The sequence below is a fragment of the Brevundimonas sp. NPDC058933 genome (genome assembly GCF_049315965.1).
In the GTDB taxonomy this organism is placed as follows: domain Bacteria; phylum Pseudomonadota; class Alphaproteobacteria; order Caulobacterales; family Caulobacteraceae; genus Brevundimonas.
Window position 1 is genome coordinate 124,150 of sequence record NZ_JBMOSL010000001.1, and the last position, 21,907, is coordinate 146,056.

Below are 21,907 nucleotides of genomic sequence, written 5' to 3' on the forward strand. Positions count from 1 at the left end.
GGAACGCCGTTCGGGCGGAATCAATAGAAGAGCGTATCGCTTTCGGGCTGCACCGTCTGTTCCGAGGTGCGCTGTTCGGGCGGCAGGGTGTCTACGGGGGCCGGCGCCTCGGTCGGGGCCGGGGGCGAGGTTTCAGCCACAGCGGGGGCGGCGGCGTCCTCGGCGGCGGGGGCGGCGGGCGTCTCGGTCTGGATTTCGACCGACTCGTACTGACGCGGCTCGTCGCATGAGGCGAGGAAGGCGGCGGCGCTGAGGGACGACGCCAGCAGCAAACGTTTTACAATCAACTGGTTCATACGCATTTCTTGCCCCTATGGGGTGGCAAACGCCGACCTTGGCGCTGGGTTCCCTCCCTTTGTTGACCGAACGCCGATGAACCGCAACTGAACCCGCCACGCGACAGGCCGCGAATGTCAGATCGCCCAATCGATCATGGCCTGATCCAGTGGCAGGCCGGGACGACCCGCCTTGATCGCAGCCGGGTCGAGGCCGAAGCGGGGCGCGGGGGCGGGCTGAACGACGCCGGCCTTCGAAAACGTCCCACGCGCCTGATTGTGCGGGTGGTCCACGGCCTCGCCCAGGGTCAGCACCGGCGTGACGCAGGCCTCTGTTCCAGCGAAGTGGGCCGCCCACTCGTCCCGATTGCGGCTGGCGAACAGAGCGGCGAACCGGTTGTGCAACGCAGGCCAGTTGGTGCGGTCGAACTGCGGCGCCTCATCCGCCGTCAGGCCCAGGCCTGCGAGAAGGGCGGCGTAGAAGCGCGGCTCCAGCGCGCCGACGGCGACGAAACCGCCATCGCGACAGGCGTAGCAACGATAGAAGGGCGTACCGCCGTCCAGCAGATTGGTCTCGCGCTGGTCGCTCCACAGCCCCCGCGCGCGCAGGGCGTGGAACAGGCTGGTCAACAGGGCCGAGCCGTCGGTCATGGCGGCGTCGACCACCCTTCCGCGCCCGGTGGTTCTGGCTTCGATAAGCGCCGCCAGCACGCCGCTGACCAGCATCATGGCGCCGCCGCCATAGTCTCCGACCAGGTTCAGCGGCGGGCAGGGGGGCTGGTCGCCTGCGCCCATGGGATAGAGAGCGCCGGACAGGGCGATATAGTTGATGTCGTGACCGACCTGATCCGCCATCGGTCCCGTCTGGCCCCAGCCGGTGACGCGACCATAGACAAGGCGCGGGTTGCGCGCGGCGCAGACCTCAGGGCCGAGACCCAGGCGCTCCATCACGCCAGGGCGGAACCCCTCGATCAGAGCGTCTGCGCCGCCGATCAGGGCCAGCACCTTGTCGCGGTCGTCCGCTGACTTCAGGTCCACCGGCACGGCGGCGCGGCCGCGATGCAGCACGGCGCCGCCGACCTCGTCGAATGCAGCGGCAGGCGCATCGCCGCCCCGCGTCAGCCGCAGAACCTCGGCCCCCATGTCGGCCAGCACCATACCGGCGAAGGTGACCGGCCCAAGGCCGTCGATTTCAATGATGCGCAGTCCGGAGAGCGGTCCCATGACCCTGAGGCTAGACTGGAAATGGACTGGAGCGACACGAGATTCTACGACCTCGGGAACGGGGGCGTCGCGGATGACTTTTGTCGAGGCGGGCGGAAGATCGCTTGCTCCCGAGGCGGCAAGCCTGCACGGGGTGTGCAGGATCAACGGATCACCGGAACCATCGTGACTGAAGCTGAACGCATCGCCGCCCTGCTCGACATCGTCGACGGCAACCGAACGCAGGATGCGGAGAACAGCGCCCAGCTTGTGGTGTTCGGATTGGCCGAGCGTTTCGGCAAGACCGGGCGTCTGCGCCCGACCAACGCCGGCTGGAACGTGATGGGGTCGCAGGGGCGTCCGTTCCGGGCGGAATACGGATAACTCCGGCATTCGCTTCCTTGCAGGGCGACGCCAGGGTTTTCCTCATAAAATAAGTATCTTCTGACGTTGCAGGTCTTGACCTGCATTCACGAATGAACCAGAAACCGCCTCCGCAAACAGGCGCTGCGTCGGTTTGCGGAGAAGCAACCCAAGTGGTTGTTTTCAAGAAAATGTGCGCCCCTAGCTCAGTTGGTTAGAGCATCTGACTTTTAATCAGAGGGTCCTCGGTTCGAGCCCGAGGGGGCGTACCATTTCTTTTCCCCGTCATTGCTGGATTTGCGCGGCGCTCCCCTGAGAACATTTCGGGGACGTTTGTGACTTTGTCAAAGTCACACGTGTGACTTGGTCGCTTTCGTTCACCTTGCGTTCTCATTTTCTCGGGCGTATCCCGCCGTCATGGATCGGCGCGCGTGGAAGGCAGAGACGCTGACGGCCCGGGACGCAGTTCCGCACCGCGACGTGACGCTGTCGATCTACTGTCCCGGCTGCCACATGATCCGCGAACTGAACGTCTGGACCATCGGCGCGCGCCTGGCGGACGACCCATTGCGCGAACTTCGCTTTCGCTGCCGCCGCTGCGGCGTCTTCCCGTCAGAGATGCAGGTTGGCGTCCGCAACAGCACAAGTGGGGAACACCTGCTGACTATACCGCTCTCGCCACGCTGCTGGGACGACGGCCATCGCAAGGACCAGGCAGATGCGCTGCGGCGAGCGGAACAAAGGCGATCGATACAGACGCGCAATCATTAATTACAAGTCACGCAGCAGTATAAGAAGTTACAAAGCATCTTTAAAGCATACGCCGCGGCTAAACCATACGCAGCATCAAACACATACTTTGCACCAAACGCCGCCCAAGTTTATGGTCTAGCGGCGCATGGTGATTTTGGGTGATGCTGAGACAAACGCTCGCTATTGCCTTTATTACGACACAATGCGGCCGTTAAAGGCGAAACCCCGGCGCATTTCTGCACCGGGGTTTATCGAGACCGCTTGCGCGACCCCATCTCATAAGCAGCCAATGTCCTAAAGCAGTGGCGAGAAAGGTCAAGCGAAGCGGCAATCAAAGGACCTACAATGCCGCAACTATTTATCGCCACCTTCCGTCTAGATGACAGCAATCGGCCTCGTTACAATCGGTGCTACGCCGATCTCAACAACGCCATTCAATCGCACGCTCATCCAAAGTTTTGGAAAGAGACCACCTCATTCTACCTCTTCGAGGCGAACGGCACTTCCATCCAGATCGCGGACGCCGTTATTGCCGCAACGCCCGATTTCGACCCTGATATTGACCTTCTACTTGTCATGAACGTTAGCCAAACCAGAGGCCACGCCATTCGCGGCAAGCCAACAGATCGCGACGTTTACCCTCTACTCCAGCTCCGGAAATAAACAGGGGGGTGACCGGGCCACTCAGCCCGGTCCATCCCTTCCGCACTCCGCCCCAGTATGCCAGGCGATCAGGCGGGCCAGCTGGTCCGCCACGGCGCCCCGGCTGCGAGCAAGCCGCGTGACGCCGCCCGGACCGGCCATCATCCGGCCTGCCACAAAGTCCCGTTCGACCGTGTGGCCGAACCACTGGGTGTGACCGACTGCGGGGCGGGACGATCCAGGTTTCGGGGTCTGGACGAACGAGTTCCGCATTCCCAACCGGGAGAAGATGCGGGCCTCCACCGCCTCCTCGAAGGATCGTCGGTCCACGGTTTCGATCAGATGAGCGAGCAGCGTATAGTTGGCGTTGGAGTATGCGAACTGTTTGCCCGCCGTTGATTGGAGCGTCGCGCTGCTCAACCTGGCGGACGCGCGCCCCATCGCATCCGGTCCTCGGTAGGTCGTCGATTGGCTGCGGTTTCCGTCCAGAGTCGATAGTCCGCTCCGATGGTTCAGAAGATGGCGAATGGTGATCAGATCCGAGCCGGCCTTGTCACGAGTCCTGAAGGAGGGAAGGTGCTTTGAGATCGGGTCGTCGAGCGACAGCAGCCCCTCGTCAGCGAGTTGCAGAACGATCAACGCGGTGAATGATTTGCTGACGGAGCCTAACTGAAACGGAGTTTGCGGCGTCACCGGCGCGCCCTCTTGGGCATGGCCCAGACCTCTTACGTCGGTAACCTTGCCTTGGGAGAACAGCGCCACGGCCGCTCCGGGAACGTGTAGGTCTTTCATCCCGATCTCGACGTAGGCGTCGACCTGCCGAACTGTCGGGAGGGGAGATGCCGCGATCGTCGCCGAGGCCATCCCGGCCGAAACGGCAAGCGCCGCAGAGAAGGCTATGACAGCCGTCAGGCTGAATACCGGCGCCGAAGCGAGTTTCACCACGTCCAAGTCCCCTTTGATTGATCAGTGCGGCTTGAACTGGATCCTACCGGCATGTCAGCCTCGACTTCGCGAACGGGACGACTCTCTTCGTGAACGGAGCGTGGCGTGAGGAGGGCAGGAGAGATCAGACGTCTGGCGGCCATCAGGCTGGGCCGGTCAGGCGCGGCTGAACTGGTCGCGCTGGGGCTGTTCGGGGTTTTTCTGGCCATGATCGCGCCCTTCGGTACGGCTGCAGCCTCGATCGTCCACCGCCATCTCTACTGGCTGTCAGCCACGATCGGCGGCGGGGTGATCGCGGCGCTGATCGAACATGTCCTCGCGCGTCGATTGACAGGGCGGCCGAGGCTCTTCGTTCTCGCCCAGTTGGCAGTCATGACGCCCCCGATCGCCGTCTGGGTCTCGCTTCTGCCGGTGTTGATGTTCCGCGAATCTGTTTCGGTAGGCCGGGTCCTAAAGCTGCTTCCCGAAGTTCTGGCGATCAATGTCGGCGTGATGGTCCTGGCTTGGCTGATGCGGAAGGCCCTCATCCGCGGCGAGACGCGGCTGGCGACGCCGGACGGCTTGGCGCCTTTCGCCATCCGGACCAAGCTTCCCCCCCGGCTGGCGCGGGCGCGCCTGATCGCGGTCGAGGCCGAAGACCACTATCTCCGCATCCGCACCGAGGCCGGATCGGCCCTGGTCCTGATGCGGTTGGTGGACGCGCTGGATGTCCTGTCAGCGCTGGACGGTTTTCGCACTCACCGGTCATGGTGGGTCGCGCGTACCGCCGTTCAGGCCGTGCAGTGGAAGGGCGGTCGCGGCGCTTTGGCCTTGTCCGACGGGTCTTTCGCTCCGGTCAGCCGGACCTACGCCGCCGCCTTGAAGGGAACCGACTGGGCTGCGGCTGTCGCGTGAGGCTCGACGCTCCCGACCGTCTCGCGGCGGAGATGCAGGCTCGGAAGATGTGCGCCATCGCGTTTTGCTGACGAATGTCGCCTTCTCGAACTAGCGACAATGACCGCTATTGGCGCTTCTGGAACCCCTGCCGACAACCGTTGCTGACTGAGGCTGTGTAAAACCCGACTTGTAGAAATTTGCGTAATTTCTGCCGTTAAAGACAGGCGGGGGCATTTTCTTTGCATCTGCCGGCCAACTTCCAGTCGCCTGAAAGCAAGTTAGTGCGTCAAAAATCGGGTCCGATGCGTTTTTACACGGCTTCGACTCTTAGTTGACCTTCAGAGTGCCCGCTGTCCGCCGCCGCGATCGGCCTCGAAAGGCTTGAGCCGTGTTGAAACGCCGGTTGGGGAAACTGATCTGAATCTTCGTCGGTCCTGCGAATGGGCTGAGCCTCAGCTCGAAGCTCAGGCCGCAGAGCGTCGTCGCAGAGGACTTTGGGCGCGGACAGGCTCGCAGGTGTCGCTTGCCCCTGGGGCGATCAGACGATCTGGATCGGTGATCCGGGGCTCGGGTCCGATCAGGATGTCTGGAGAATCTCGGCCAGTTCGAGCGCACGTCGGATGGCGGGGTGGCGACGACGTTCAGTCCGGCAGGCGATATAGCCTGAGACGGAGATGAGGGCGGGCTCGACGTCCAGCTCCATGACCTTGATCCGGGCGTCGGGCGGGCATTCCCGTGCGAACATGAAGCTGACGCCCAGGTCGCGGGCGACGGTTTCACGGATCATCTCGCGGGTGTGCACCTCCATGGCGCGGAAGGGGCTGACCTCATGTGCTTCCAGCAGGCGCTCCATCGCCAGGCGGGTGCGCGAGCGCGGTTCGCGGGTGAGAAGGACGCGACGCGACAGCGCCGAGAGGTCGAAGGTCGAGCCTTTGGCCTCGGGCGCATCGGCGGCCGCAATCGCGACCAGGCGGTCCTCGTAATAGGGGCGGTAGGTGTAGTCGTTGTGGCCGATCGGCTCGCAGACGATGGCGATGTCGACCGAGGCGTTCATCAGCAGATGATTGGTGTCGCGCGCATTGCCGATGGTGACCTTGAAGTCGAGGTTGGGCGCTTCGCGTGCATAGGCGGCGACCAGATCGGCGGCGTAGGGCGGGGAGTCCGTGCCGATGCGGAGCAGGCCGCCTTCCTCGGGCGGAGTGTCGCCGAGCAGGGCCTCGATGTCAGCCGAGGTCTGGAACAGATCGCGCGTACGTTCGAACAGGGCTTCGCCAGCAGACGTCAGGGTCAGCGGGGGGCGGCTGCCGCTGAAAAGCTGGACCTGATAGCGAGCCTCCAGGTCCTTGATCTGTTTGGACAGGGTGGGCTGGGTCATGGCCAGGCGATTGGCCGCACGCGTGACGCTGCGGTCGCTGGCGACGGCGTGGAATGAGCGCAGCTGCTGGAAGTTGACGGCCATGGAGGGTTCTCCTTCGGCGTCGATCTAGCGGGGAAATGCGACGGTTTGGCCAAGCCGGACGTCTATAGCGACCATTGCTGAAATCACATGGCTGCGGTCGTGCGGGCATGGGAGGGCGGATTATCCTCTCTCCGAAAAGGTCGCTGCATGATCCCCCACTATGATGTCGCCGTCGTCGGCATGGGCATCGTCGGCCTGGCCCACGCCCTTGCAGCGGCGCGCGCCGGCCTGAAGGTCGTCGTGATCGACCGCGAACCGGCGGCGCGCGGCGCCAGCATTCGCAACTTCGGCTTTGTCACCGTCTCGGGGCAGGCGCGCGGCGAGATGTGGGGCCTGGCGCGCCGCACCCGCGACGTTTGGGCCGAGGTCGCGCCGCAGGCCGGCATCGCTGTGGATCAGGCAGGGCTGACCGTGCTGGCGCACCGCCCCGAGGCCGAGGCGGTGATGCAGGCCTTCATGGAAACCGAGATGGGGGAGGGGTGCGAAATCCTGACCCCCGGGGCGCTGGCGAGGCGGATGGACTGCGAAGGCCTGGCGCCGTTCCGCGCCGCCCTGCGCAGCGATCACGAGCTGCGGGTGGAGCCGCGTCTCGCCCTGCCGGCCCTGGCCGCCTGGCTTCAGCAGGAGCAGGGCGTCGCCTTCATGCCGGCGACGGCGGTGACCGGGTGCGAGACCGGCCGCCTGTCGACCAGCCGGGGCGAGGTCCGCGCCGAGCACATCTTCATCTGTTCGGGCGACGACCTGAGCAGTCTGTTCCCCGACGTCCTGGCGCGTCACGAGGTGCAGCGTTGCAAGCTGCAGATGCTTCGTCTCGCCGCCACAGGACGACGTCTGGCGACGCCGATCATGGCTGATCTCAGCCTGGCCCGGTACGAGGGCTACGCGGCCCTGCCGGAAGCCGAGGCCCTGACGCAGCGGCTGCGCAAGGAGTGCGGCGAGCGCCTGGATGCGGGCGTGCATCTGATCGCCGTGCAGTCGGCCGACGGCAGCCTGGTGGTGGGCGACAGCCACGAATACGGCGCCTCGCCTGACCCCTTCCAGCGGCTTGAGATGGACGAACTGATCCTGGACGCCCTGCGCGAGTCCATGCCGGGCTATGCGGCGCCGGTCGTGGAGCGCTGGATCGGCTTCTACGCCTGGTCCCCCCGAGAGCCCTGGTTCACCGAGGAGGTGCTTCCGGGCGTGCACATGACGCTCGTGACCTGCGGCGCGGGCATGTCGAGCGGCTTCGCCATCGGCGAACGCGTGGTGGCGGCCGCGACCAATAATTCCATGAAGGGAGCGGCGTAATGAGCGCGATCAAGGCGGTGGTGTTCGACTGGGCGGGCACGATGGTGGACTTCGGCTCCTGTGCGCCGGTGCGGGCGCTCAAGGCTGTGTTCGCAGAGGCGGGCGCACCGGTCGAGGACGACCGGGTGCGGCGCTACATGGGCATGGCCAAGCGCGCCCATGTCGAGGCCATGCTGTCCGAGCCCGAGATCGGCGAGGCCTGGCGCGCGGCCCGAGGGCGCGGCTGGAGCGAGGCGGACGTCGACGGCCTGATGGCTAAACTCGAGCCCGCCATGCGGCGCGAGGCCGAGGCGACGGCGGCCTTGATCCCCGGCGCGCTGGAGGCCCTGGCCATGCTGCGAGCACGCGACATTCAGGTCGGATCGACCACGGGTTACACCCGCCCGATGATGGCCGGCATCCTGCCGCTGGCGGCGGCCCAGGGCTATGAACCCGAGGTGGTGGTCTGCGCCGGGGAGACACGGGCCGGCCGCCCTGCGCCTCTGATGATCTGGAAGGCTCTGGTCGAACTGGGCTCCTGGCCGACAGACGCCGCCGTGGTGGTCGACGACGCCGCCGTCGGCGTCGCCGCGGGACGCAACGCCGGCTGCTGGTCCATTGGTCTGGCGGGCTCCGGAAACGGCGTCGGCCTGCCCCTGGACGACTATCTCGCCCTGGCGCAGGACGACCGCGCCGCACGTCTGGCGGAGGCCGCCGAGGCCCATGAAGCCGCCGGCGCGGATATTGTTCTCGAAAGCATCGCCGACCTGTCGCACGGGCTGGCGATAATCGAGGCCAGGATCGCCCAAGGGGGCAAGCCTGGCGGCTCGGACTGCGTCTGCATCCCGCCCGTTCGGGTCTGAGGCGCAGGACCCTCATTCATATGACCATTGTTCTCCCCGCCCTCCGACCGTCACGCGCCGTCGGACCCGTCCTGCTGGGCGGCGTCGCCGCCTTTTGCGTCTATCTGTCGATGTACGCCTTTCGGAAGCCGTTCGCGGCCGCCGCCTATGTCGATGTCGCCGGATGGACCGGCGTCATCGACTTCAAGGTGGCCTTGGTGATCGCCCAGGTGGTCGGCTACGCCCTGTCGAAACTGGTCGGCGTCAAGCTGATCTCCGAACTGACGGGCGCGCGTCGCGGCGCCGCCATCCTCGGGCTGATCGGGGCGTCCTGGCTGGCTCTGGTCTTGTTCGCCGTGGTCCCCGCACCGTGGAAGATCTTCGCCCTCTTCCTCAACGGCCTGCCGCTGGGCCTGATCTGGGGGCTGGTGTTCAGCTATCTGGAGGGGCGACGGACCTCCGAGGTGCTGGGCGCTATTCTGTGCGCCAGCTTCATCGTCGCCTCGGGCGTGGTGAAGTCGACAGCGGTCTGGCTGATGACCGCCCATGCCGTCACCGAGTGGTGGATGCCGGCGGCGACCGGCGCCCTGTTCATGCCCTTGCTGGCGCTGTCGGTCGTCGGTCTATCGCGGATGCCGCAGCCCGATGCGGAGGACATCGCCGAACGGGTCGAGCGCCGCCCCATGTACGCCGCCCAGCGCCGCGCCTTTCTGAAGCAGTACGGCTTCGGCGTGCTCATGCTGGTCCTGGCCTATGTGATGCTGACGGCCTTCCGCGATTTTCGCGACAACTTCGCCGCCGAGATCTGGATCGATCTGGGCTACGCTGGCGCCTCCAGCGTCTTCACCGCCAGCGAACTGCCGATCGCCTTCATCACCCTGGCTGCGCTCGGCGGTCTCATGCTGGTCAGGGACAATCGCCGGGCCCTGATGGCAGTCCACGCCATCACCGGTTTCGGTCTGGCGCTGATCGGCCTGTCGACCCTGGCCTTCCAGCATGGATACCTGGCGCCCCTGCCGTGGATGATCGCCTCGGGCGCGGGTCTGTACCTGGCCTATACGCCCTTCAACGCCATGCTGTTCGACCGGCTGATCGCGGCGACGCGCCAGGTCGGGACGGCGGGCTTCCTCATCTATCTGGCCGACGCCTCCGGCTACCTGGGCAGCGTGGCCCTGACGTTGGGCCGCAACCTGGGGAGCGTCAGCATGCCCTGGCTGTCCTTCTTCATGGCGAGCGCCGGGTGGGTGTCGGTCATAGGCTGTGTGCTGACTATATTCAGCGCGATCTATTTCTCCAGAAAGCTTCGTTGATCTGTCTTCCTGAGTATTTTTGACAGATTTGAAACAATGAGCTCCGTGAAATCTATGTTCTGCATTGAGGCAATCAAATGGCTCATGCCTGGCGAACATGGTGTGACCATTCGGCCAGACGCCGTCGTCGGCGAAAACCTTTCAAGAGATATCCGATGAAGCGCGCGATCCTTCTCGCGGCGGTCAGCTGGACCGCCCTGGCTCACACCGCCCTTGCCCAGTCCATCGACACGGATCCGGCGACCCAGGTCGACGACATCGTCGTGACCGGGGCCATCGTCGGCGGCGAGCGCCGGGCGCTGAACATCCAGAAGTCGGCCGACAACATCATGAACGTCGTGTCGTCCGACGGTATCGGACGCCTGCCGGACCGCAACGCCGCCGAGGCGGTGCAGCGCGCCCCTGGCGTCGCCATCGAACGCGACCAGGGGGAGGGGCGCTTCGTCGCCGTGCGCGGCCTGCCCTCGCAGTGGAACTCGACCCTGATCAATGGCGGGCGCCTGCCGACCGCCGAGGAAGAGACCACCAGCCGCGCCACCGCCTTCGACTTCTTCCCCTCCGAGCTGATTGACCGTGTCGAGGTCTCCAAGGCGGTCACGCCGGACATGGAGGGCGACGCCATCGGCGGCAGCGTGAACTTCATCACCCGCACGGCCCCGAGCGAGCGCATGGTTCAGGCCACGGCTGGCCTCAACTATTCCGACAAGGCAGGCGAATACGGCGACCTCTTCAGCCTGACGGTCGGCGATCGCCTGATGGACGGCAAGTTCGGCTTCCTGCTGAGCGGCACCCGCTATGTCCGCGACTGGGCCACCGACAACTTCGAGCCGCGCCGCGGCGGCGACGGGATCGGCATTTCGCGCCTCGAACTGCGCGACTACGCCGGCTCGCGGGAAACCCTCGGGCTCAACGCCGCCGCCGAGTATAATTTCGATAACGGCGGCCAGGTGTTTGGCCGGGCTATCTACGGCACCCTGGAAGATGACGAGACCCACTACAAGCACCGCCTGAACTTCGCCTCGAACCGGGTCGAGGTGCAGCACATCTTCAACACCCTGATCACCGAACTGAGCGGCGGCGAGTTCGGCGGGCGTCATCCGTTGGCCGGGGCGAGATCGACTGGAAGATCGGCTCCTACCAGAATGAATTCCGCTACGGCGACACCCCGGACGGCCAGGACAATTCCTACTTCGTCGTGCGCTTCGACCAGCGCAACGTCGGCTATCAGGGTCTGGAGAACCGTGGCGCGGGCACGCTGGCCTACAACACCATCGACGGCGGGTCCGATCCGGCCTACGCGATCAGCAACCACCTGCCGTCCGGTTTCCAGATGGATCCGGCGCTGACGCGCCTGGCCAACGTCGAGCTTTACAAGATCGCCGTGACCGAGCGTGACCGCGTCGTCGCAGAGGTCAACTACACCCGCGAGATCAGCCCCGCCCTGGAGCTGAAGTTCGGCGCCAAATATCGCGACAAGGAACGCGACGCCGTCTTCGAGGACCTGTTCTACACCTGGAACCCGGCGGCTGGTCCGGTCCCGACCCTGGCCGACTTCGCCCTGATGGATCAGCCCGGTCGCGGCGACTTCCTGGACGAACTGGACATCGGCGCCCAGTATCGCAACCAGTTCTCGCAGGTGGTGTCCGAGGACGACATCACCGCCTGGTACAAGGCCAACCGCCAGAACCTGATCCTCGACGCTGCTGGGTCGGCGACGATGGCGAACGGCGGCGCTCTGGGGCGGACCTTCAAGCTCAATGAGAAGCAGTCCGCCGCCTACGCCATGGCCACCTGGCGTCCGGACACGCGCTGGACCGTCCTGGGCGGTCTGCGGCTGGAGAACACCGAGACGACCGTGAACGGCCAGGTCCTGGTCGACGGCGTCCTGACGCCCGAGAACCGGTCGAACGACTATCTCGCCGTCCTGCCGTCGCTGCACCTGACATATCATCTGGACGAGGACACCAACCTGCGCGCCGCCGTGACGCGCACCTTCGCGCGCCCGGACTTTGGCGACATCGCCCCGGGCGGCGCCTTCAGCGAGGCCGACCTGGAGTTCGTGGGCGGAAACCCCGACCTGAAGCCGACCTATTCCACCAACCTCGACCTGCTGTTCGAGCGCTATTATTCCAACGTCGGCGTGGTGTCGGCGGGCGCCTTCTACAAGCGGATCGAGGACCCGGTCTTCGACACGCGCACCGTGGGGAGCTTCCGCGGCATCGACGGCGTCGCCTTCCTGGCGCCCGCCAACGGCGAGGGCGGCTGGCTTTATGGCCTGGAGCTGAACCTTCAGCGCCGGCTGACCTTCCTGCCGGGCGTCCTGTCCCACCTCGGCGTCAACGCCAACTACACCTACACCCGGTCCGAGTTCGAACTGCCGGATGGCCGCAAGGCGCCGATCCCGCGCCAGGCGGACAATCTCGGCAACCTCGCCGTCTACTATGACGACGGCCGCCTCTCGGGGCGTCTGGCCATGAACTACAAGGGCGCCTTCATCGAGGAGTATGGCGCGACCGCCGCCTCGGACAGCTACTACGGCGAATACACCAGCCTGGACTTCAACATCGCCTATGACGTCAGCGAACGGGTCACCGTCTTCGGCGAAGCGACGAACCTGACCGACGAGAAACTGTTCTATTACCTCGGCGACGAGGATCGTCCGCTGCAGGTCGAGTACTACGGTCCGCGCTTCCTGGTGGGCGTCAAGGCCAGCTTCTGAGGGCAGGGCGGGAGGCGTCGTGCCTCCCGCCTTTCTCTTGACGTCTGTTTCAGGCGTAGGCTGGCTGAGCTAGCACTGGCCGTGGCCGCGATCATCGAACAGGCGGCGCGCGGCCGCTGATCGTTGCTGCTTGACGAAACGACTGGAGAGGGAGCCGTACCGCGCGGCTCCCTCTTTTCGTCAGAGGGCATTGGGCGCCGGAGAACCCATACCGCAGCGTGACCGCCGACTTCTCCAATACCTTGGCCGGGCCCGACACCCGACTGATCGTCACAGAGCGAAGCCAGGCCTGATTTGGCCTGCATGAGTGCAGGTCAGAACGGCGAAGCGCACGAGTTCCTTGACCATATCTATGATGCGGACATTGTTGCAGGGTGACATTTCAGCGAGATGAGCCCGGAGCACCATCTCGTCCGTCGAGACTCATGAGGCGATCAAGGCTGACGGCGCCGGGACCTCGCGCCGCCAGATAGACGAGCGGACCGGCCCACAGCAGGTGTGTCGGCCAGCCGGTCGGCACGACGAACACCTGGATCACCAGCGTCATCAGCAGCAGGCCGACCGCCGCCGGGCGCGTCAGAAAGCCCAGGACCAGAAGCATCGGCAGCAGGTGTTCGGCATAGGTCGCGAGATAGGCGGCCGTTTCCGGCGACAGCAGCGGCACGCGGTATTCCTCGGCGAACAGGTATTCGGTTGACGGTGTCAGGGTCAGCAGCCCTTCGACCTTGGTGCGCCCGGACAGGAAGAAGGGCGCGGCGACGCCCACGCGCATCAGCAGGGCGAGGGGCCATTCGGGAATGGCGACGGTCAGTTTTCGGTAAAGGGAGGCGAGGGCGATCATGAGGGCCTGCTCGGGCAAGAGGGGGGCATGAAGACGCCGAAAGCGATCAGTTCGGCGAAGAGGGCGGGAATATCCACGCGCGGCTGGGCGGCCTGGGCCGCCATCGCGGCGGCGGCGAAGGAGGCGCCCCGGCGACCGGCGTCCAGGAAGGCCCACTGGGCGCGGGACAGGCGGCGCGTCAGGACGTGGTCTCCGGGGCGATGGATCAGCAGTCCCTCCGGCGTCGGTCGCCAGCTCATCTCCGTCCCGGCACGGGGATCGCGGTGGGCGAGCCAGAGCGAAGGCGCGCTCCAGTCGAACCAGAACAGTCGCGCGGACGGATGCAGGCGGACGGTCGCGCCGGTCAGGGCCAAGCCCAGGTTCGCGGCCTGGCGCGCAATCATCACCGGGGCGTTCCCGGCCAGGTAGGCCTCGATCCAGGCGCGGTCCAGTCGGGCGGCGGGCGACAGATAGGCCATGGAGCGCGCGGGCTCGAAGCGGGCCAGCCAGGCGGGGAAGCCCCCGCCATAGGCGGCCATGACGGGGGCGTCGCCGGGTTCAACCTCGACATATTCGCGCGCTGCAGCCCGGAACCAGTCGCGTCCGACCATGTCGACGACAGCGGGGTAGTTGGCTTCCAGGGCGTCGATCCGGCCCTTGGTCGCCGTGTTGCGATAGACGGCCAGGGCGCCAAGGGTACGGTCGTCCGGCTCAAGGTGCGGCCACAGGTCGTCGAAACGACCGTCCAGCGCGATCGAGAAGGCGGCGTGAAAGGCGGTCATGCGGCCCTCCTTGCTGAAGGGGTCTGAGAAGGGGCCTCGGACAGGGCCTGGGCGGCGCGGGCCTGCTCGGCCAGAAGGTCCGAAAACTCCGGGATTTGGCCGTCGCGCTCGATCAGGGTCGGCCGAGCGCCGATGCGCACGACCAGCCGCTCATGCAAGCGCCAGACGGCGTCGGCGACGGGGGCGTCGTGACTGTCGATCAGCAGGGCCTGACCCCATGTCGGATCGGAACTGTGACCGGCCAGGTGGATTTCCCCAACCAGATCGCCCGGCACGCGATCGATCCAGTCTTCAGCGGAGAAGCCCATGTTGGCGGCGCTGACGTGGACATTGTTCACGTCGATCAGCAGGCCGCAGCCGGTGCGCCGCGCGAGCTCGGTGAGGAAGTCGACCTCGTCCCAGTCGTGGCCCGCCATCGACAGATAGGCCGTAGGATTCTCGATCAGCAGGCGGCGCCCCAAGGCGGCCTGCGCCTCGTCGATGTGGCGACAGACGAGCGCCAGCATCTCGCGGTTGCGCGGAACGGGCAGGAGGTCGGGGTGATAGACGCCGCCTCGCTGCGACCAGGCCAGGTGCTCGGACGTCACGAAGGGCTCGAAGCGATCGATCAGGGCGCGATATCGCGCCAGATGCTCGCGATCCGGGCGTTCGTCCCCGGCCAGGGACAGGCCCACGCCATGCAGGGACAGCGGCCGGCGCGACCGGATGCGCTCCAGCCAGGTCAGGCGCGGCCCGCCCGCGACCATGTAGTTCTCGGGGTGAACCTCGAACCACAGGCCGTCCTGGGCGCCGACCGCCGGGCAGGCCTCGGCCTCGGCGTAGTGTTGGGGCTTCAGACCCAGCCCGGCGGTCGGTCGATGGGTCATCAGCGGTTCGGGATCGGGCTCAGCGAGCCATTGCCCTTGGGCGTCTTGATCGAGGTGCAGGTGCCGCTCGGCGCCAGCTTCCAGGCGTTGCCCTGATAGTCGCGCGTCGAAGTGCCGGCGCAGGTGGTGCCGGGGCCGGCGGCGCAGTCGTTCTGACCGGCCTTGGCGACGCCGTAGCACTTCTCCATGCCGCGTTCCTGCTGGGCGGAGGGCATGGTCTGGGCAACGGCGACGTTCGCGCCCAGGGCCAACAAGGCGCCGGCGCCGACCAGAAGCTTGGCGGGGGTGTTCATGGGATCTCTCCTGTGAAGGGCCGCTCGGGATCGAGACGGCCTGACGCAAGAGAGTTCGGCGCGGCGGCGACGGAGGTTACGAAAAATATTTCGCTATCCGACAGCGTTCAACGTGTAACCTTTGGCCGGTTCGGCGCGAATGGTGGAGGGCGTGGTCGACAGAGAAGCCGAGTTGAAGGGATTGATGGTGCGGGGTCTCGACGGCGACCCCGTGGCTTGGCGCGCCCTGTTGATGGAGATGCGCGGCGCCCTGGGCCCCTTCTTCAAACGCCGTCTGATCGGCCGCGAGGCGGACACGGAGGATCTCGTGCAGGACTGTCTGATCGCCATCCACGCCAAGCGGGCGACCTATGACCGATCCCTGCCGTTCACGGCATGGGCCTATGCGATCGCACGCTACAAGCTGATCGACCACCTGCGCCGCCAGGGGCGTCGACACGACGTGCCGTTGGAAGACGCCTCGGTCCTGCTGGCCGAGCATACGGTCGAGGACGGCGTGGTGCGCCGGGATCTGAGGCGGGTGCTTTCCATCCTGCCTTTGCGTCAGCGTCGCCTGATCGAGGATGTCCGGGTCGGGGGCTACAGTTTGGCCGAGGCGGCGGCTCGCAATGGTTTCACCGAGGGCGCGGCCAAGGTCAGCGTCCATCGCTCTATGAAGACGCTGACCGCCAGCATGGCCAACGATGAAGACTGACGAACTGATCGATGCCCTGGCCGTCGGCCTGGAACCGGTGAAGCCTGCGCGGGCCAGCCTGTTGCTGCTGGCCGTGGCGGCGGCGGCCGCGGTTGTCGGCGTGGTCATGCTGCTGGGCGTGCGCCCGGACCTGGTTAAGGCGATCGCCGGACCGTCGCCGTGGCTGAAGGCGCTCTACACCCTGGCCCTGGCGATCGCCGCGGTGCGCCTGGCGACGCGGCTGGGACGTCCTGGGGTTGACGTTCGCCCGGCCGCCCTCGCCCTCGTCGCCCTTGTGGCGCTGGTGGCGGCGGCGGGCGTGATCGAGGTGGCCATGACGGCGCCGGATCAGCGGCTGGCTGTCTGGCTCGGGCGGACATGGGAGGTCTGCGGCCGCAACATCCTGTTGATCTCGGCCGTGGCGGGGCCGTTCGTCTATCTGTCGGCGCGACGCCTGGCTCCGACGCGGCCGTCGGCGGCCGGGGCTGTGCTGGGTCTGACCGCCGGGGCCGTCGCGGCGACTGCCTACGGCCTGCTGCACTGCCCGGAAGCCACCATCGCCTTTGTCGCCACCTGGTACACTCTGGGCGTCGCCGCAGCAGGAGCAGTCGGCGCGATCATCGGTCGCTTCGCCTTGCGGTGGTGACGAGAGAGGGGCCGGGGCGTGAAAAGGGCCCTCGTTCACTCGACTTGGGTCGTTCGCCAGTGTCTCCGAGATCACTGATCGCTTCGACGTCCTCGCTGGGCGCTCTGAGTTTTCGGCCACATGCTCAGTTGCCAGATGGTTGGCGATTTCGTGCGCATCGGGCGCCCCGGAGGAGACCGGTTGACGTTGTGCGGCTGCAGTCGTGACCGGAGCGTCCTGCGGTGATCGCGACATGTCGCGTGTTCAGTCATGTCTCAATGGTGGCTCCATGATCTTTCAGCGAGTGAGTTTGCCGAGACGATCCGCATAGCTGCGCCCACGACCAAGCCCCCGTCAAAAATCCTAGTCTTCAAGCCCCAGGTACAAGGCGGTGAAGTTGATCGTGTCGATGAGACCGTGAACCAAGACGATGGGCCAAAGGTTGCGCTTCATCAAAAGGAAGGCGGCGCCGAACGCGATGCCGATTGCGGCTGTCATCACGAGGCCGCGGAGGCCCTGATAGTAGAAGTGTCCGAGGCCGAACAAGAACGCGGCGACGAGAACGGCGAAGGCAGGGCCAAAGGGCAAGCCGTGAAACAGGGCCGCGCCGCGAGAGACCAGGAAGCCCCGGAAGAACATCTCTTCTCCGAAGGCGGCGGCGGTCCAGACGATGCCCAGCCACAGGAGGAATATCGGCAGATTACCCTCAACGTCGCCCCAGCGATGTTCGACCCCTTCGGGAATGGTCGTCATGAAGGTCCAGCCGAGCGCCTCGCTGCCGTGCAGGACGCCCGCGACGGCGGCGGCGAACAAGCCGAAGACCAGCAAGGCCTGCGGCAGGACCATGAGTTTGGCTTTCACGCCTTTCAGCGGCACGAGGCCAAACGATGACCATCCTTCGCCACGCTGACGTAGATAGATCGCCAGGCAGGCCAATGTCGCGATCAGTGAGACGGGCCCTGCGAAGCGCCAAAACAGCGGGTCGAAGCCGATACGAAGGGCCAGGGCCAGCGTGCCGAAGACCGCCAGTTCAATGGCGGCTCGGCGTCGGTCGATCACGGGCTTCTTAGAGTCTTTGCTTTCCCCAGGTCGGGCGAAATTGATCTTGTCTGTCATGGCCAGGCTCCAGCATCGGGTCAGGCCGAGATAGACCGGGCGGGGCAGGCTGATCTTGAACGTCTGTGCGTGGCGACCCAGGCGCCGGGCGTCATGCCGTAGGTCTTCTTGAAATGGCGGGTGAGATGGCTTTGGTCGGCGAATCCGCCAGCCTGCGCCGCTTCGGCAAGGCCCGCGCCGCGGATCATCATCTCGCGCGCCCGGTCGAGCCGCCGGAAGATCAGGTAGCGATAGGGACTGGAGCCCAGAAGGGCGCGAAAATCGCGTGAAAGTCGCCAGCGGTCTTGCTGCGCGGCCTGTTCGAGATCGCCCAGCATCAGGGCGCGGTCGAGATTGTCTTCGATATAGTCTCGCGCTCGCCAGACGGCGGCGTGATTGGCGGCGCCTTGAGGGATGGTGAGACCCGCGGCCTGCGACAGGGCGGTCGTGAGATCGGTGAGCGTCTGCTCGTGCTCCAGACCTTCGAGAGGGCTTTCCAGGTCGTTGAGCAGTTCACAGACCACCCGGCGTAGTCTCGGATCATCGGACACGCCGCCTTCGATGAACGGAAGGGGACGTCCACCTAAAACCCGTTGAATGTCGGCAGGCGCGACATAGGCTGTCTTGTATTGGAACGGCAGACCGTCGCCGGCGCGGCCGTCATGGAGTTCGTCCGGATGCAGGACGACCATCTGGCCCGGCAGGGAGTGTCGGGACGCGCCGCGATAGTCGAACGCCTGGACTCCGGCGAGGGTGATGCCGATCGCATAGGTGTCATGTCGGTGGGGCGTGAAGGCGGCGCCGCTGAACCGCGCCTCTATACGGTCGATGCCGCCGGACGAGCTGAAGACCCAGTTGTCGGCATCACCGTCTCTCATCCCGCTCCCCAGGACAGTTGCGCAAGATGAGCGGCGAGCCGCTTCATCATGGTCATGAGGTCGCGACAGGCTTCACTGGATGCAGGTCCGACGAATTTCGCCTTCACACGGACAGCCTTCGGCGGCAGGCCGGCTCCGCCGCCGTGCGCCGGTCAGAGATGGATCTTGAAGAAACGGATCATTTCGCGGTTCAGGGTCTCGTGAAACAGGCGATGGCGGGGCTGAAGGACGTGGAGGGGGTGCAGACCCATCGCTCGTGGCGGGTGGCCCGTGCGGCCATCGTCGGCGTGGTCGGGGACGGACGAAAGCTGCGACTGCGTCTGACCGGCGGTCTGGAGGCGCCCGTCTCTCGTGCGCGGATCGGAGCCTTGCGTGAAGAGGGCTGGCTGGCCGTCACGCCCGCGAGTTGATCCTGGCAGGGCAGGGGTAGCGGCCGCCTGTGCTCCGTAGAGCTGGGTCAGATCTTCGGGACGCCAACTGTCCGGCTATGAGCCAATGAAGCCTTTCGAGACGCGGAGCGCGTGGCGATCAGGCCTGGTATCCCAGGGTTTCGGCTGCCTCGGGGAAACGCTGGGCCAGCCGCGCCGCCCAGTCGGCGGCCATGGATTTGACGCTTCTGGCCTCGCGCGGTCGAGCAAGGACAAGGCTGGCGGCTTCGCGATGCGCCGGCCACTCCATGAGAAAACGCATGGCCGCCTCGAAGTCCGGGTGGATGGCGGCATGGGCGAAGGCCCGGTCGAGGGCTTCGACGTCATCGAAGTCGGGCAGGCGGGCGAGGTAGTCGCGCAGAACCGGGGCCGAGAGGTCGCGTTCGAACAGATCCCAGCGCATGGCCTGGGCCTCGTCGCGCTGGCCTTCGGCTTCGAGCAGGTCGATCGAGACGGATTCCCAGGCGGGCGTCAGTCGGGGTGCGCCGTCCCTGGGATTGCGGCCAAAGGTCCAGCGGCGGTTTGACGGGGAAGGGCTGAGCGCCGCTTCGAGCGCCGCCCGGGCCTCGACCACGCGACCGGCGGCGAGAAGACGACGGGCGATGTCGGCGGCGATATCCGGCGAACCGGCCTGTTCCGGGGTGACCAGCGACAGCCAGAGATCCAGATCCTCGGCCTTGTCTGCGAGGCGCCGAACGAGGTTGCGACCGGCCGGGGTCTTTCTGGAGGCGACGTCGAGGCCGGCGAGCAAGTTGCGAGCGAGATCGGGACCCACCGCGTCTCCGGCGGCGGCGATCCATCGGCCATAGTCCTGGGGCCGTCGACGAAGGGCGTCGATCAGTTCACGGGTGGCGGCGTCGCCCGCCGTCTCGGCCAGGGCGAAGAGATCGGGCGCGGCCGTCTCGAAGCCGACGACCAGTTCGCCCTTGGTGTCCTTCACGCGGGCTGCGAGGCCAGGATAGAGGTCGAACCAGCGCACGAGCACAGCCAGGGCTTCGGCAGGCGCTTCGGGGGCCAGACGTTCGACGATCATTCGGCGATGCGCCTGGAGATCCTCGATCAACTCGCCCCTCTTGCGCCAGGAGACGCGGGTGCGGGCGGCGGCGAGGGCGGTCAGGCGCTTGTCGATCTCCAGAGCCAGAAGGGCGGGCCCGGCCTCGGCGGCGAGTTCCAGCCTGAGCCGGCGCTTCAGGTTGGCGTTGCCGGCTCCGGCCTCGATCAGCAGGTCGGCCAGGCGAGGCGCGCCAAGGTGGACCAGGCTGGCAGCGGAAAGCCGGGTCGAGATCCGTGATTGTCGCGCCATGACGTCCTTTGATGCGGAGGCGAAGGTTCGCCTGGTTACTCTCTAGCAGCAGGATCCAGAGGTCGGCCAAGTCGTCCCCATCCTTCCCGTGGGTCACGACTGGGCGGCTTGCGTGTCCCGCAGGCGCCATTTCATGAACAGCACGCCAGAAGCCATGGCCAGAGCGCAGGCGTTCGCGATCGTGACGGGCCAAGCCTCTGTCATGACTCCATAGATCACCCAAAGGATGAAGCAGGTGACGGTTAGCGCATAGGTCTTCAAACTCACGGCCGATGCGTCCTTCTCCTTCCAGATCTTGATGCCCTGAGGGGCAAAGCTGGTGATGGAGCATACGGCCGCAGCCGACCCCACGATGTTCGCAACAAGTTCGCTCATAGGGCCGCAACGCGGCGCCTGGGCCGCCGTTCCTCTGAATGCAGGATGGCGCAGATGGCGTCATGCGCCACCGCAGTTCGGTGCGGCGGTTGAGAAGCTGGCGGCTCTAATCCTTGTGCTGCAGCGTGTCCTGGTCCTGCTCGCGCAACCAGTTGTGCGCCTTGGTCGCCGCCACGGCGCCGTGGCCCATGGCGACGCTGACCTGATCCAGACCTTCCACGACGTCCCCGGCGGCGAAGACGCCCGGGACCCCGCTGTCGATGACGCAGGCGGCCGTAACGCAACCAGCCTCGGTAAGGTCGATCCCGAGTTGCTGCGCCAGGCCTGAACGTGGCCGGCATCCCAACGCGGGATAGATGACGTCGAACTCCAGATGCGCGCGATCCTCGAGCAGGACGCCGATGTGATCGGCTCCGGGTTCCAGGGCGACCAGGGCGCCGGGCTCTACCTTGATCCCTGCCGCGGCCAGCTCCTGGACCTGGGCGGGGACGAGTTCCGGGTGGCTGAGCGGCATCAGGGTGATGTCGCTGGAGTATTGTCGCAGGAAGAGGGCCTCGCTGGCGCCGTTGGTGTCGCAACCGATTACGCCGATCCGTTTGTCCAGGTGCTCATATCCGTCGCAGACGGGGCAGTAGCGCAGCACCCCCGCTCGTATCGCCGCCTCATGGACTGCGTCCGGCAGATCGACCTGGTTGAGGTCTATCCCGGTAGCGAGAATGACGGCCCGGCTCGCGTGGGTCGAGCCGCCTTCAAGGTGCAGCCGAAACCCCCCGTCTACGACCTCGATTGCGGTCACCTCCGACTCTTCCACGACGGCGCCATACTGGACAGCATGGCGTGTCATGCGCGCGATCAATTCGGGCCCGCCGACTCCATCGGGAAATCCTGGAGCGTTGTGGGTAAGGGGGATGCGAAGCGCGCGGCTTCTGCCATCGTGCAGCACGAGGGTGTCGCGACGGTATCTCGCCAGGTAGAGGGCTGCTGTCAGCCCCGCAGGCCCGGCGCCGATGATGATGACATCGCGTCCAGAGATCATTTCTTCGGTCACGGGTGGGGGATCATTTCAAGTTGTTGCGCCGTGCGAACAGATCGCGCGGGGCTGAGTTCCGTTTC

General features: G+C 65.9%; 24 protein-coding genes, 1 tRNA gene and 1 pseudogene. 13 read left to right on the forward strand and 13 right to left on the reverse strand.

Annotated elements, in window-relative coordinates:
- Window positions 1–20 precede the first annotated feature (20 nt).
- Complete coding sequence (locus tag ACOZBP_RS00560) at window positions 21–296, reverse strand: hypothetical protein (protein ID WP_422674517.1); 276 nt, start codon at window positions 294–296, stop codon at window positions 21–23.
- A gap of 117 nt (window positions 297–413) precedes the next feature.
- Window positions 414–1,499, reverse strand: a complete 1,086-nt coding sequence (locus tag ACOZBP_RS00565; protein ID WP_422674518.1) for a CaiB/BaiF CoA transferase family protein — start codon at window positions 1,497–1,499, stop codon at window positions 414–416.
- Window positions 1,500–1,664: 165 nt separating this feature from the next.
- Between ACOZBP_RS00565 and ACOZBP_RS00570 the strand changes: the two genes are divergently transcribed.
- The 4 genes from ACOZBP_RS00570 (at window position 1,665) to ACOZBP_RS00585 (ending at window position 3,257) form a co-directional block, all read left to right on the forward strand.
- Complete coding sequence (locus ACOZBP_RS00570) at window positions 1,665–1,862, forward strand: hypothetical protein (protein WP_422674519.1); 198 nt, start codon at window positions 1,665–1,667, stop codon at window positions 1,860–1,862.
- Between the two features lie 174 nt (window positions 1,863–2,036).
- A tRNA-Lys gene (locus ACOZBP_RS00575) sits at window positions 2,037–2,113 on the forward strand.
- Between the two features lie 145 nt (window positions 2,114–2,258).
- On the forward strand, window positions 2,259–2,612 hold the full coding sequence (locus tag ACOZBP_RS00580) for a hypothetical protein (protein ID WP_422674520.1): 354 nt from the start codon (window positions 2,259–2,261) through the stop codon (window positions 2,610–2,612).
- Between the two features lie 327 nt (window positions 2,613–2,939).
- A complete protein-coding gene (locus ACOZBP_RS00585; protein ID WP_422674521.1) occupies window positions 2,940–3,257 on the forward strand; it encodes a hypothetical protein in 318 nt (105 codons plus the stop codon).
- A gap of 21 nt (window positions 3,258–3,278) precedes the next feature.
- On the opposite strand, the gene ACOZBP_RS00590 is transcribed toward ACOZBP_RS00585, so the two are convergent.
- A complete protein-coding gene (locus tag ACOZBP_RS00590; RefSeq protein ID WP_422674522.1) occupies window positions 3,279–4,181 on the reverse strand; it encodes a serine hydrolase domain-containing protein in 903 nt (300 codons plus the stop codon).
- A gap of 105 nt (window positions 4,182–4,286) precedes the next feature.
- Between ACOZBP_RS00590 and ACOZBP_RS00595 the strand changes: the two genes are divergently transcribed.
- A complete protein-coding gene (locus ACOZBP_RS00595; protein ID WP_422674523.1) occupies window positions 4,287–5,075 on the forward strand; it encodes a LytTR family DNA-binding domain-containing protein in 789 nt (262 codons plus the stop codon).
- A gap of 559 nt (window positions 5,076–5,634) precedes the next feature.
- Here ACOZBP_RS00595 and ACOZBP_RS00600 read toward each other — a convergent pair.
- Window positions 5,635–6,516 carry a LysR substrate-binding domain-containing protein gene (locus tag ACOZBP_RS00600; RefSeq protein WP_422674524.1) on the reverse strand — a complete coding sequence of 294 codons (882 nt, stop codon included), beginning with the start codon at window positions 6,514–6,516 and terminating at the stop codon, window positions 5,635–5,637.
- Between the two features lie 147 nt (window positions 6,517–6,663).
- On the opposite strand from ACOZBP_RS00600, the gene ACOZBP_RS00605 reads away from it, so the two are divergent.
- From ACOZBP_RS00605 to ACOZBP_RS00625, 5 genes and pseudogenes are all read left to right on the forward strand, one after another.
- Window positions 6,664–7,806: a TIGR03364 family FAD-dependent oxidoreductase gene (locus ACOZBP_RS00605; RefSeq protein WP_422674525.1), complete on the forward strand. Its 1,143-nt coding sequence runs from the start codon at window positions 6,664–6,666 to the stop codon at window positions 7,804–7,806.
- Window positions 7,806–8,648 (forward strand): phosphonoacetaldehyde hydrolase, encoded by an 843-nt coding sequence (phnX, locus tag ACOZBP_RS00610; RefSeq protein WP_422674526.1) that lies wholly within the window; start codon window positions 7,806–7,808, stop codon window positions 8,646–8,648. Before ACOZBP_RS00605 ends, phnX begins: the two co-directional genes overlap by 1 nt.
- 20 nt (window positions 8,649–8,668) lie before the next feature.
- Window positions 8,669–9,937 carry a DUF5690 family protein gene (locus ACOZBP_RS00615; protein WP_422674527.1) on the forward strand — a complete coding sequence of 423 codons (1,269 nt, stop codon included), beginning with the start codon at window positions 8,669–8,671 and terminating at the stop codon, window positions 9,935–9,937.
- Between the two features lie 155 nt (window positions 9,938–10,092).
- Window positions 10,093–10,554: pseudogene (locus ACOZBP_RS00620) on the forward strand (TonB-dependent receptor plug domain-containing protein); the annotation flags it as partial.
- A 509-nt stretch (window positions 10,555–11,063) separates the two neighbouring features.
- Window positions 11,064–12,656, forward strand: a complete 1,593-nt coding sequence (locus ACOZBP_RS00625; RefSeq protein WP_422675459.1) for a TonB-dependent receptor — start codon at window positions 11,064–11,066, stop codon at window positions 12,654–12,656.
- A 382-nt stretch (window positions 12,657–13,038) separates the two neighbouring features.
- On the opposite strand, the gene ACOZBP_RS00630 is transcribed toward ACOZBP_RS00625, so the two are convergent.
- Genes ACOZBP_RS00630 through ACOZBP_RS00645 form a run of 4 tightly spaced genes read right to left on the reverse strand, consistent with a single transcriptional unit; the run spans window position 13,039 to window position 15,417 of the window.
- Window positions 13,039–13,497, reverse strand: coding sequence for a DoxX family protein (locus tag ACOZBP_RS00630; RefSeq protein WP_422674528.1), 459 nt, complete (start codon window positions 13,495–13,497; stop codon window positions 13,039–13,041).
- Complete coding sequence (locus ACOZBP_RS00635; RefSeq protein ID WP_422674529.1) at window positions 13,494–14,258, reverse strand: DNA-binding domain-containing protein; 765 nt, start codon at window positions 14,256–14,258, stop codon at window positions 13,494–13,496. The genes ACOZBP_RS00630 and ACOZBP_RS00635 overlap by 4 nt, the downstream gene beginning before the upstream one ends.
- On the reverse strand, window positions 14,255–15,124 hold the full coding sequence (locus tag ACOZBP_RS00640) for a DUF692 domain-containing protein (protein ID WP_422674530.1): 870 nt from the start codon (window positions 15,122–15,124) through the stop codon (window positions 14,255–14,257). The genes ACOZBP_RS00635 and ACOZBP_RS00640 overlap by 4 nt, the downstream gene beginning before the upstream one ends.
- The gene (locus ACOZBP_RS00645; protein WP_422674531.1) at window positions 15,124–15,417 is read right to left on the reverse strand and encodes a DUF2282 domain-containing protein; all 294 of its coding nucleotides are present in this window, start codon (window positions 15,415–15,417) and stop codon (window positions 15,124–15,126) included. Before ACOZBP_RS00645 ends, ACOZBP_RS00640 begins: the two co-directional genes overlap by 1 nt.
- Before the next feature lie 151 nt (window positions 15,418–15,568).
- Between ACOZBP_RS00645 and ACOZBP_RS00650 the strand changes: the two genes are divergently transcribed.
- Together ACOZBP_RS00650 and ACOZBP_RS00655 are read left to right on the forward strand one after the other, a co-directional pair.
- A complete protein-coding gene (locus ACOZBP_RS00650) occupies window positions 15,569–16,111 on the forward strand; it encodes a sigma-70 family RNA polymerase sigma factor (protein ID WP_422674532.1) in 543 nt (180 codons plus the stop codon).
- Window positions 16,101–16,736: an NrsF family protein gene (locus ACOZBP_RS00655; RefSeq protein WP_422674533.1), complete on the forward strand. Its 636-nt coding sequence runs from the start codon at window positions 16,101–16,103 to the stop codon at window positions 16,734–16,736. The genes ACOZBP_RS00650 and ACOZBP_RS00655 overlap by 11 nt, the downstream gene beginning before the upstream one ends.
- Window positions 16,737–17,078: 342 nt before the next feature.
- Here the strand turns inward: ACOZBP_RS00655 and ACOZBP_RS00660 are convergent, their stop codons facing one another.
- Entirely contained in the window at window positions 17,079–17,831 is a 753-nt protein-coding gene (locus ACOZBP_RS00660; RefSeq protein WP_422674534.1) for a lysostaphin resistance A-like protein, read from the reverse strand.
- Window positions 17,832–17,851: 20 nt separating this feature from the next.
- Window positions 17,852–18,688: an AraC family transcriptional regulator gene (locus tag ACOZBP_RS00665; protein WP_422674535.1), complete on the reverse strand. Its 837-nt coding sequence runs from the start codon at window positions 18,686–18,688 to the stop codon at window positions 17,852–17,854.
- A 158-nt stretch (window positions 18,689–18,846) separates the two neighbouring features.
- Between ACOZBP_RS00665 and ACOZBP_RS00670 the strand changes: the two genes are divergently transcribed.
- Entirely contained in the window at window positions 18,847–19,098 is a 252-nt protein-coding gene (locus tag ACOZBP_RS00670; protein WP_422674536.1) for a LytTR family DNA-binding domain-containing protein, read from the forward strand.
- A gap of 118 nt (window positions 19,099–19,216) precedes the next feature.
- Here ACOZBP_RS00670 and ACOZBP_RS00675 read toward each other — a convergent pair whose 3' ends face one another.
- The 3 genes from ACOZBP_RS00675 to ACOZBP_RS00685 form a co-directional block, all read right to left on the reverse strand.
- Window positions 19,217–20,419 (reverse strand): DUF6880 family protein, encoded by a 1,203-nt coding sequence (locus tag ACOZBP_RS00675; RefSeq protein ID WP_422674537.1) that lies wholly within the window; start codon window positions 20,417–20,419, stop codon window positions 19,217–19,219.
- A gap of 93 nt (window positions 20,420–20,512) precedes the next feature.
- Complete coding sequence (locus tag ACOZBP_RS00680; protein ID WP_422674538.1) at window positions 20,513–20,794, reverse strand: SemiSWEET family sugar transporter; 282 nt, start codon at window positions 20,792–20,794, stop codon at window positions 20,513–20,515.
- Window positions 20,795–20,900: 106 nt separating this feature from the next.
- Window positions 20,901–21,830 carry an NAD(P)/FAD-dependent oxidoreductase gene (locus tag ACOZBP_RS00685; protein ID WP_422675460.1) on the reverse strand — a complete coding sequence of 310 codons (930 nt, stop codon included), beginning with the start codon at window positions 21,828–21,830 and terminating at the stop codon, window positions 20,901–20,903.
- Between the last annotated feature and the right edge of the window lie 77 nt (window positions 21,831–21,907).

Coding starts and splice junctions, on each gene's coding strand:
- ACOZBP_RS00560 (WP_422674517.1), bottom strand. CDS start 296: ATGAACCAGTTGATTGTAAAACGTTTGCTGCTGGCGTCGTCCCTCAGC.
- ACOZBP_RS00565 (WP_422674518.1), bottom strand. CDS start 1,499: ATGGGACCGCTCTCCGGACTGCGCATCATTGAAATCGACGGCCTTGGG.
- ACOZBP_RS00580 (WP_422674520.1), top strand. CDS start 2,259: ATGGATCGGCGCGCGTGGAAGGCAGAGACGCTGACGGCCCGGGACGCA.
- ACOZBP_RS00585 (WP_422674521.1), top strand. CDS start 2,940: ATGCCGCAACTATTTATCGCCACCTTCCGTCTAGATGACAGCAATCGG.
- ACOZBP_RS00600 (WP_422674524.1), bottom strand. CDS start 6,516: ATGGCCGTCAACTTCCAGCAGCTGCGCTCATTCCACGCCGTCGCCAGC.
- ACOZBP_RS00605 (WP_422674525.1), top strand. CDS start 6,664: ATGATCCCCCACTATGATGTCGCCGTCGTCGGCATGGGCATCGTCGGC.
- phnX (WP_422674526.1), top strand. CDS start 7,806: ATGAGCGCGATCAAGGCGGTGGTGTTCGACTGGGCGGGCACGATGGTG.
- ACOZBP_RS00615 (WP_422674527.1), top strand. CDS start 8,669: ATGACCATTGTTCTCCCCGCCCTCCGACCGTCACGCGCCGTCGGACCC.
- ACOZBP_RS00630 (WP_422674528.1), bottom strand. CDS start 13,497: ATGATCGCCCTCGCCTCCCTTTACCGAAAACTGACCGTCGCCATTCCC.
- ACOZBP_RS00635 (WP_422674529.1), bottom strand. CDS start 14,258: ATGACCGCCTTTCACGCCGCCTTCTCGATCGCGCTGGACGGTCGTTTC.
- ACOZBP_RS00640 (WP_422674530.1), bottom strand. CDS start 15,124: ATGACCCATCGACCGACCGCCGGGCTGGGTCTGAAGCCCCAACACTAC.
- ACOZBP_RS00645 (WP_422674531.1), bottom strand. CDS start 15,417: ATGAACACCCCCGCCAAGCTTCTGGTCGGCGCCGGCGCCTTGTTGGCC.
- ACOZBP_RS00655 (WP_422674533.1), top strand. CDS start 16,101: ATGAAGACTGACGAACTGATCGATGCCCTGGCCGTCGGCCTGGAACCG.
- ACOZBP_RS00660 (WP_422674534.1), bottom strand. CDS start 17,831: ATGACAGACAAGATCAATTTCGCCCGACCTGGGGAAAGCAAAGACTCT.
- ACOZBP_RS00665 (WP_422674535.1), bottom strand. CDS start 18,688: ATGAGAGACGGTGATGCCGACAACTGGGTCTTCAGCTCGTCCGGCGGC.
- ACOZBP_RS00670 (WP_422674536.1), top strand. CDS start 18,847: ATGGATCTTGAAGAAACGGATCATTTCGCGGTTCAGGGTCTCGTGAAA.
- ACOZBP_RS00675 (WP_422674537.1), bottom strand. CDS start 20,419: ATGGCGCGACAATCACGGATCTCGACCCGGCTTTCCGCTGCCAGCCTG.
- ACOZBP_RS00680 (WP_422674538.1), bottom strand. CDS start 20,794: ATGAGCGAACTTGTTGCGAACATCGTGGGGTCGGCTGCGGCCGTATGC.
- ACOZBP_RS00685 (WP_422675460.1), bottom strand. CDS start 21,830: ATGATCTCTGGACGCGATGTCATCATCATCGGCGCCGGGCCTGCGGGG.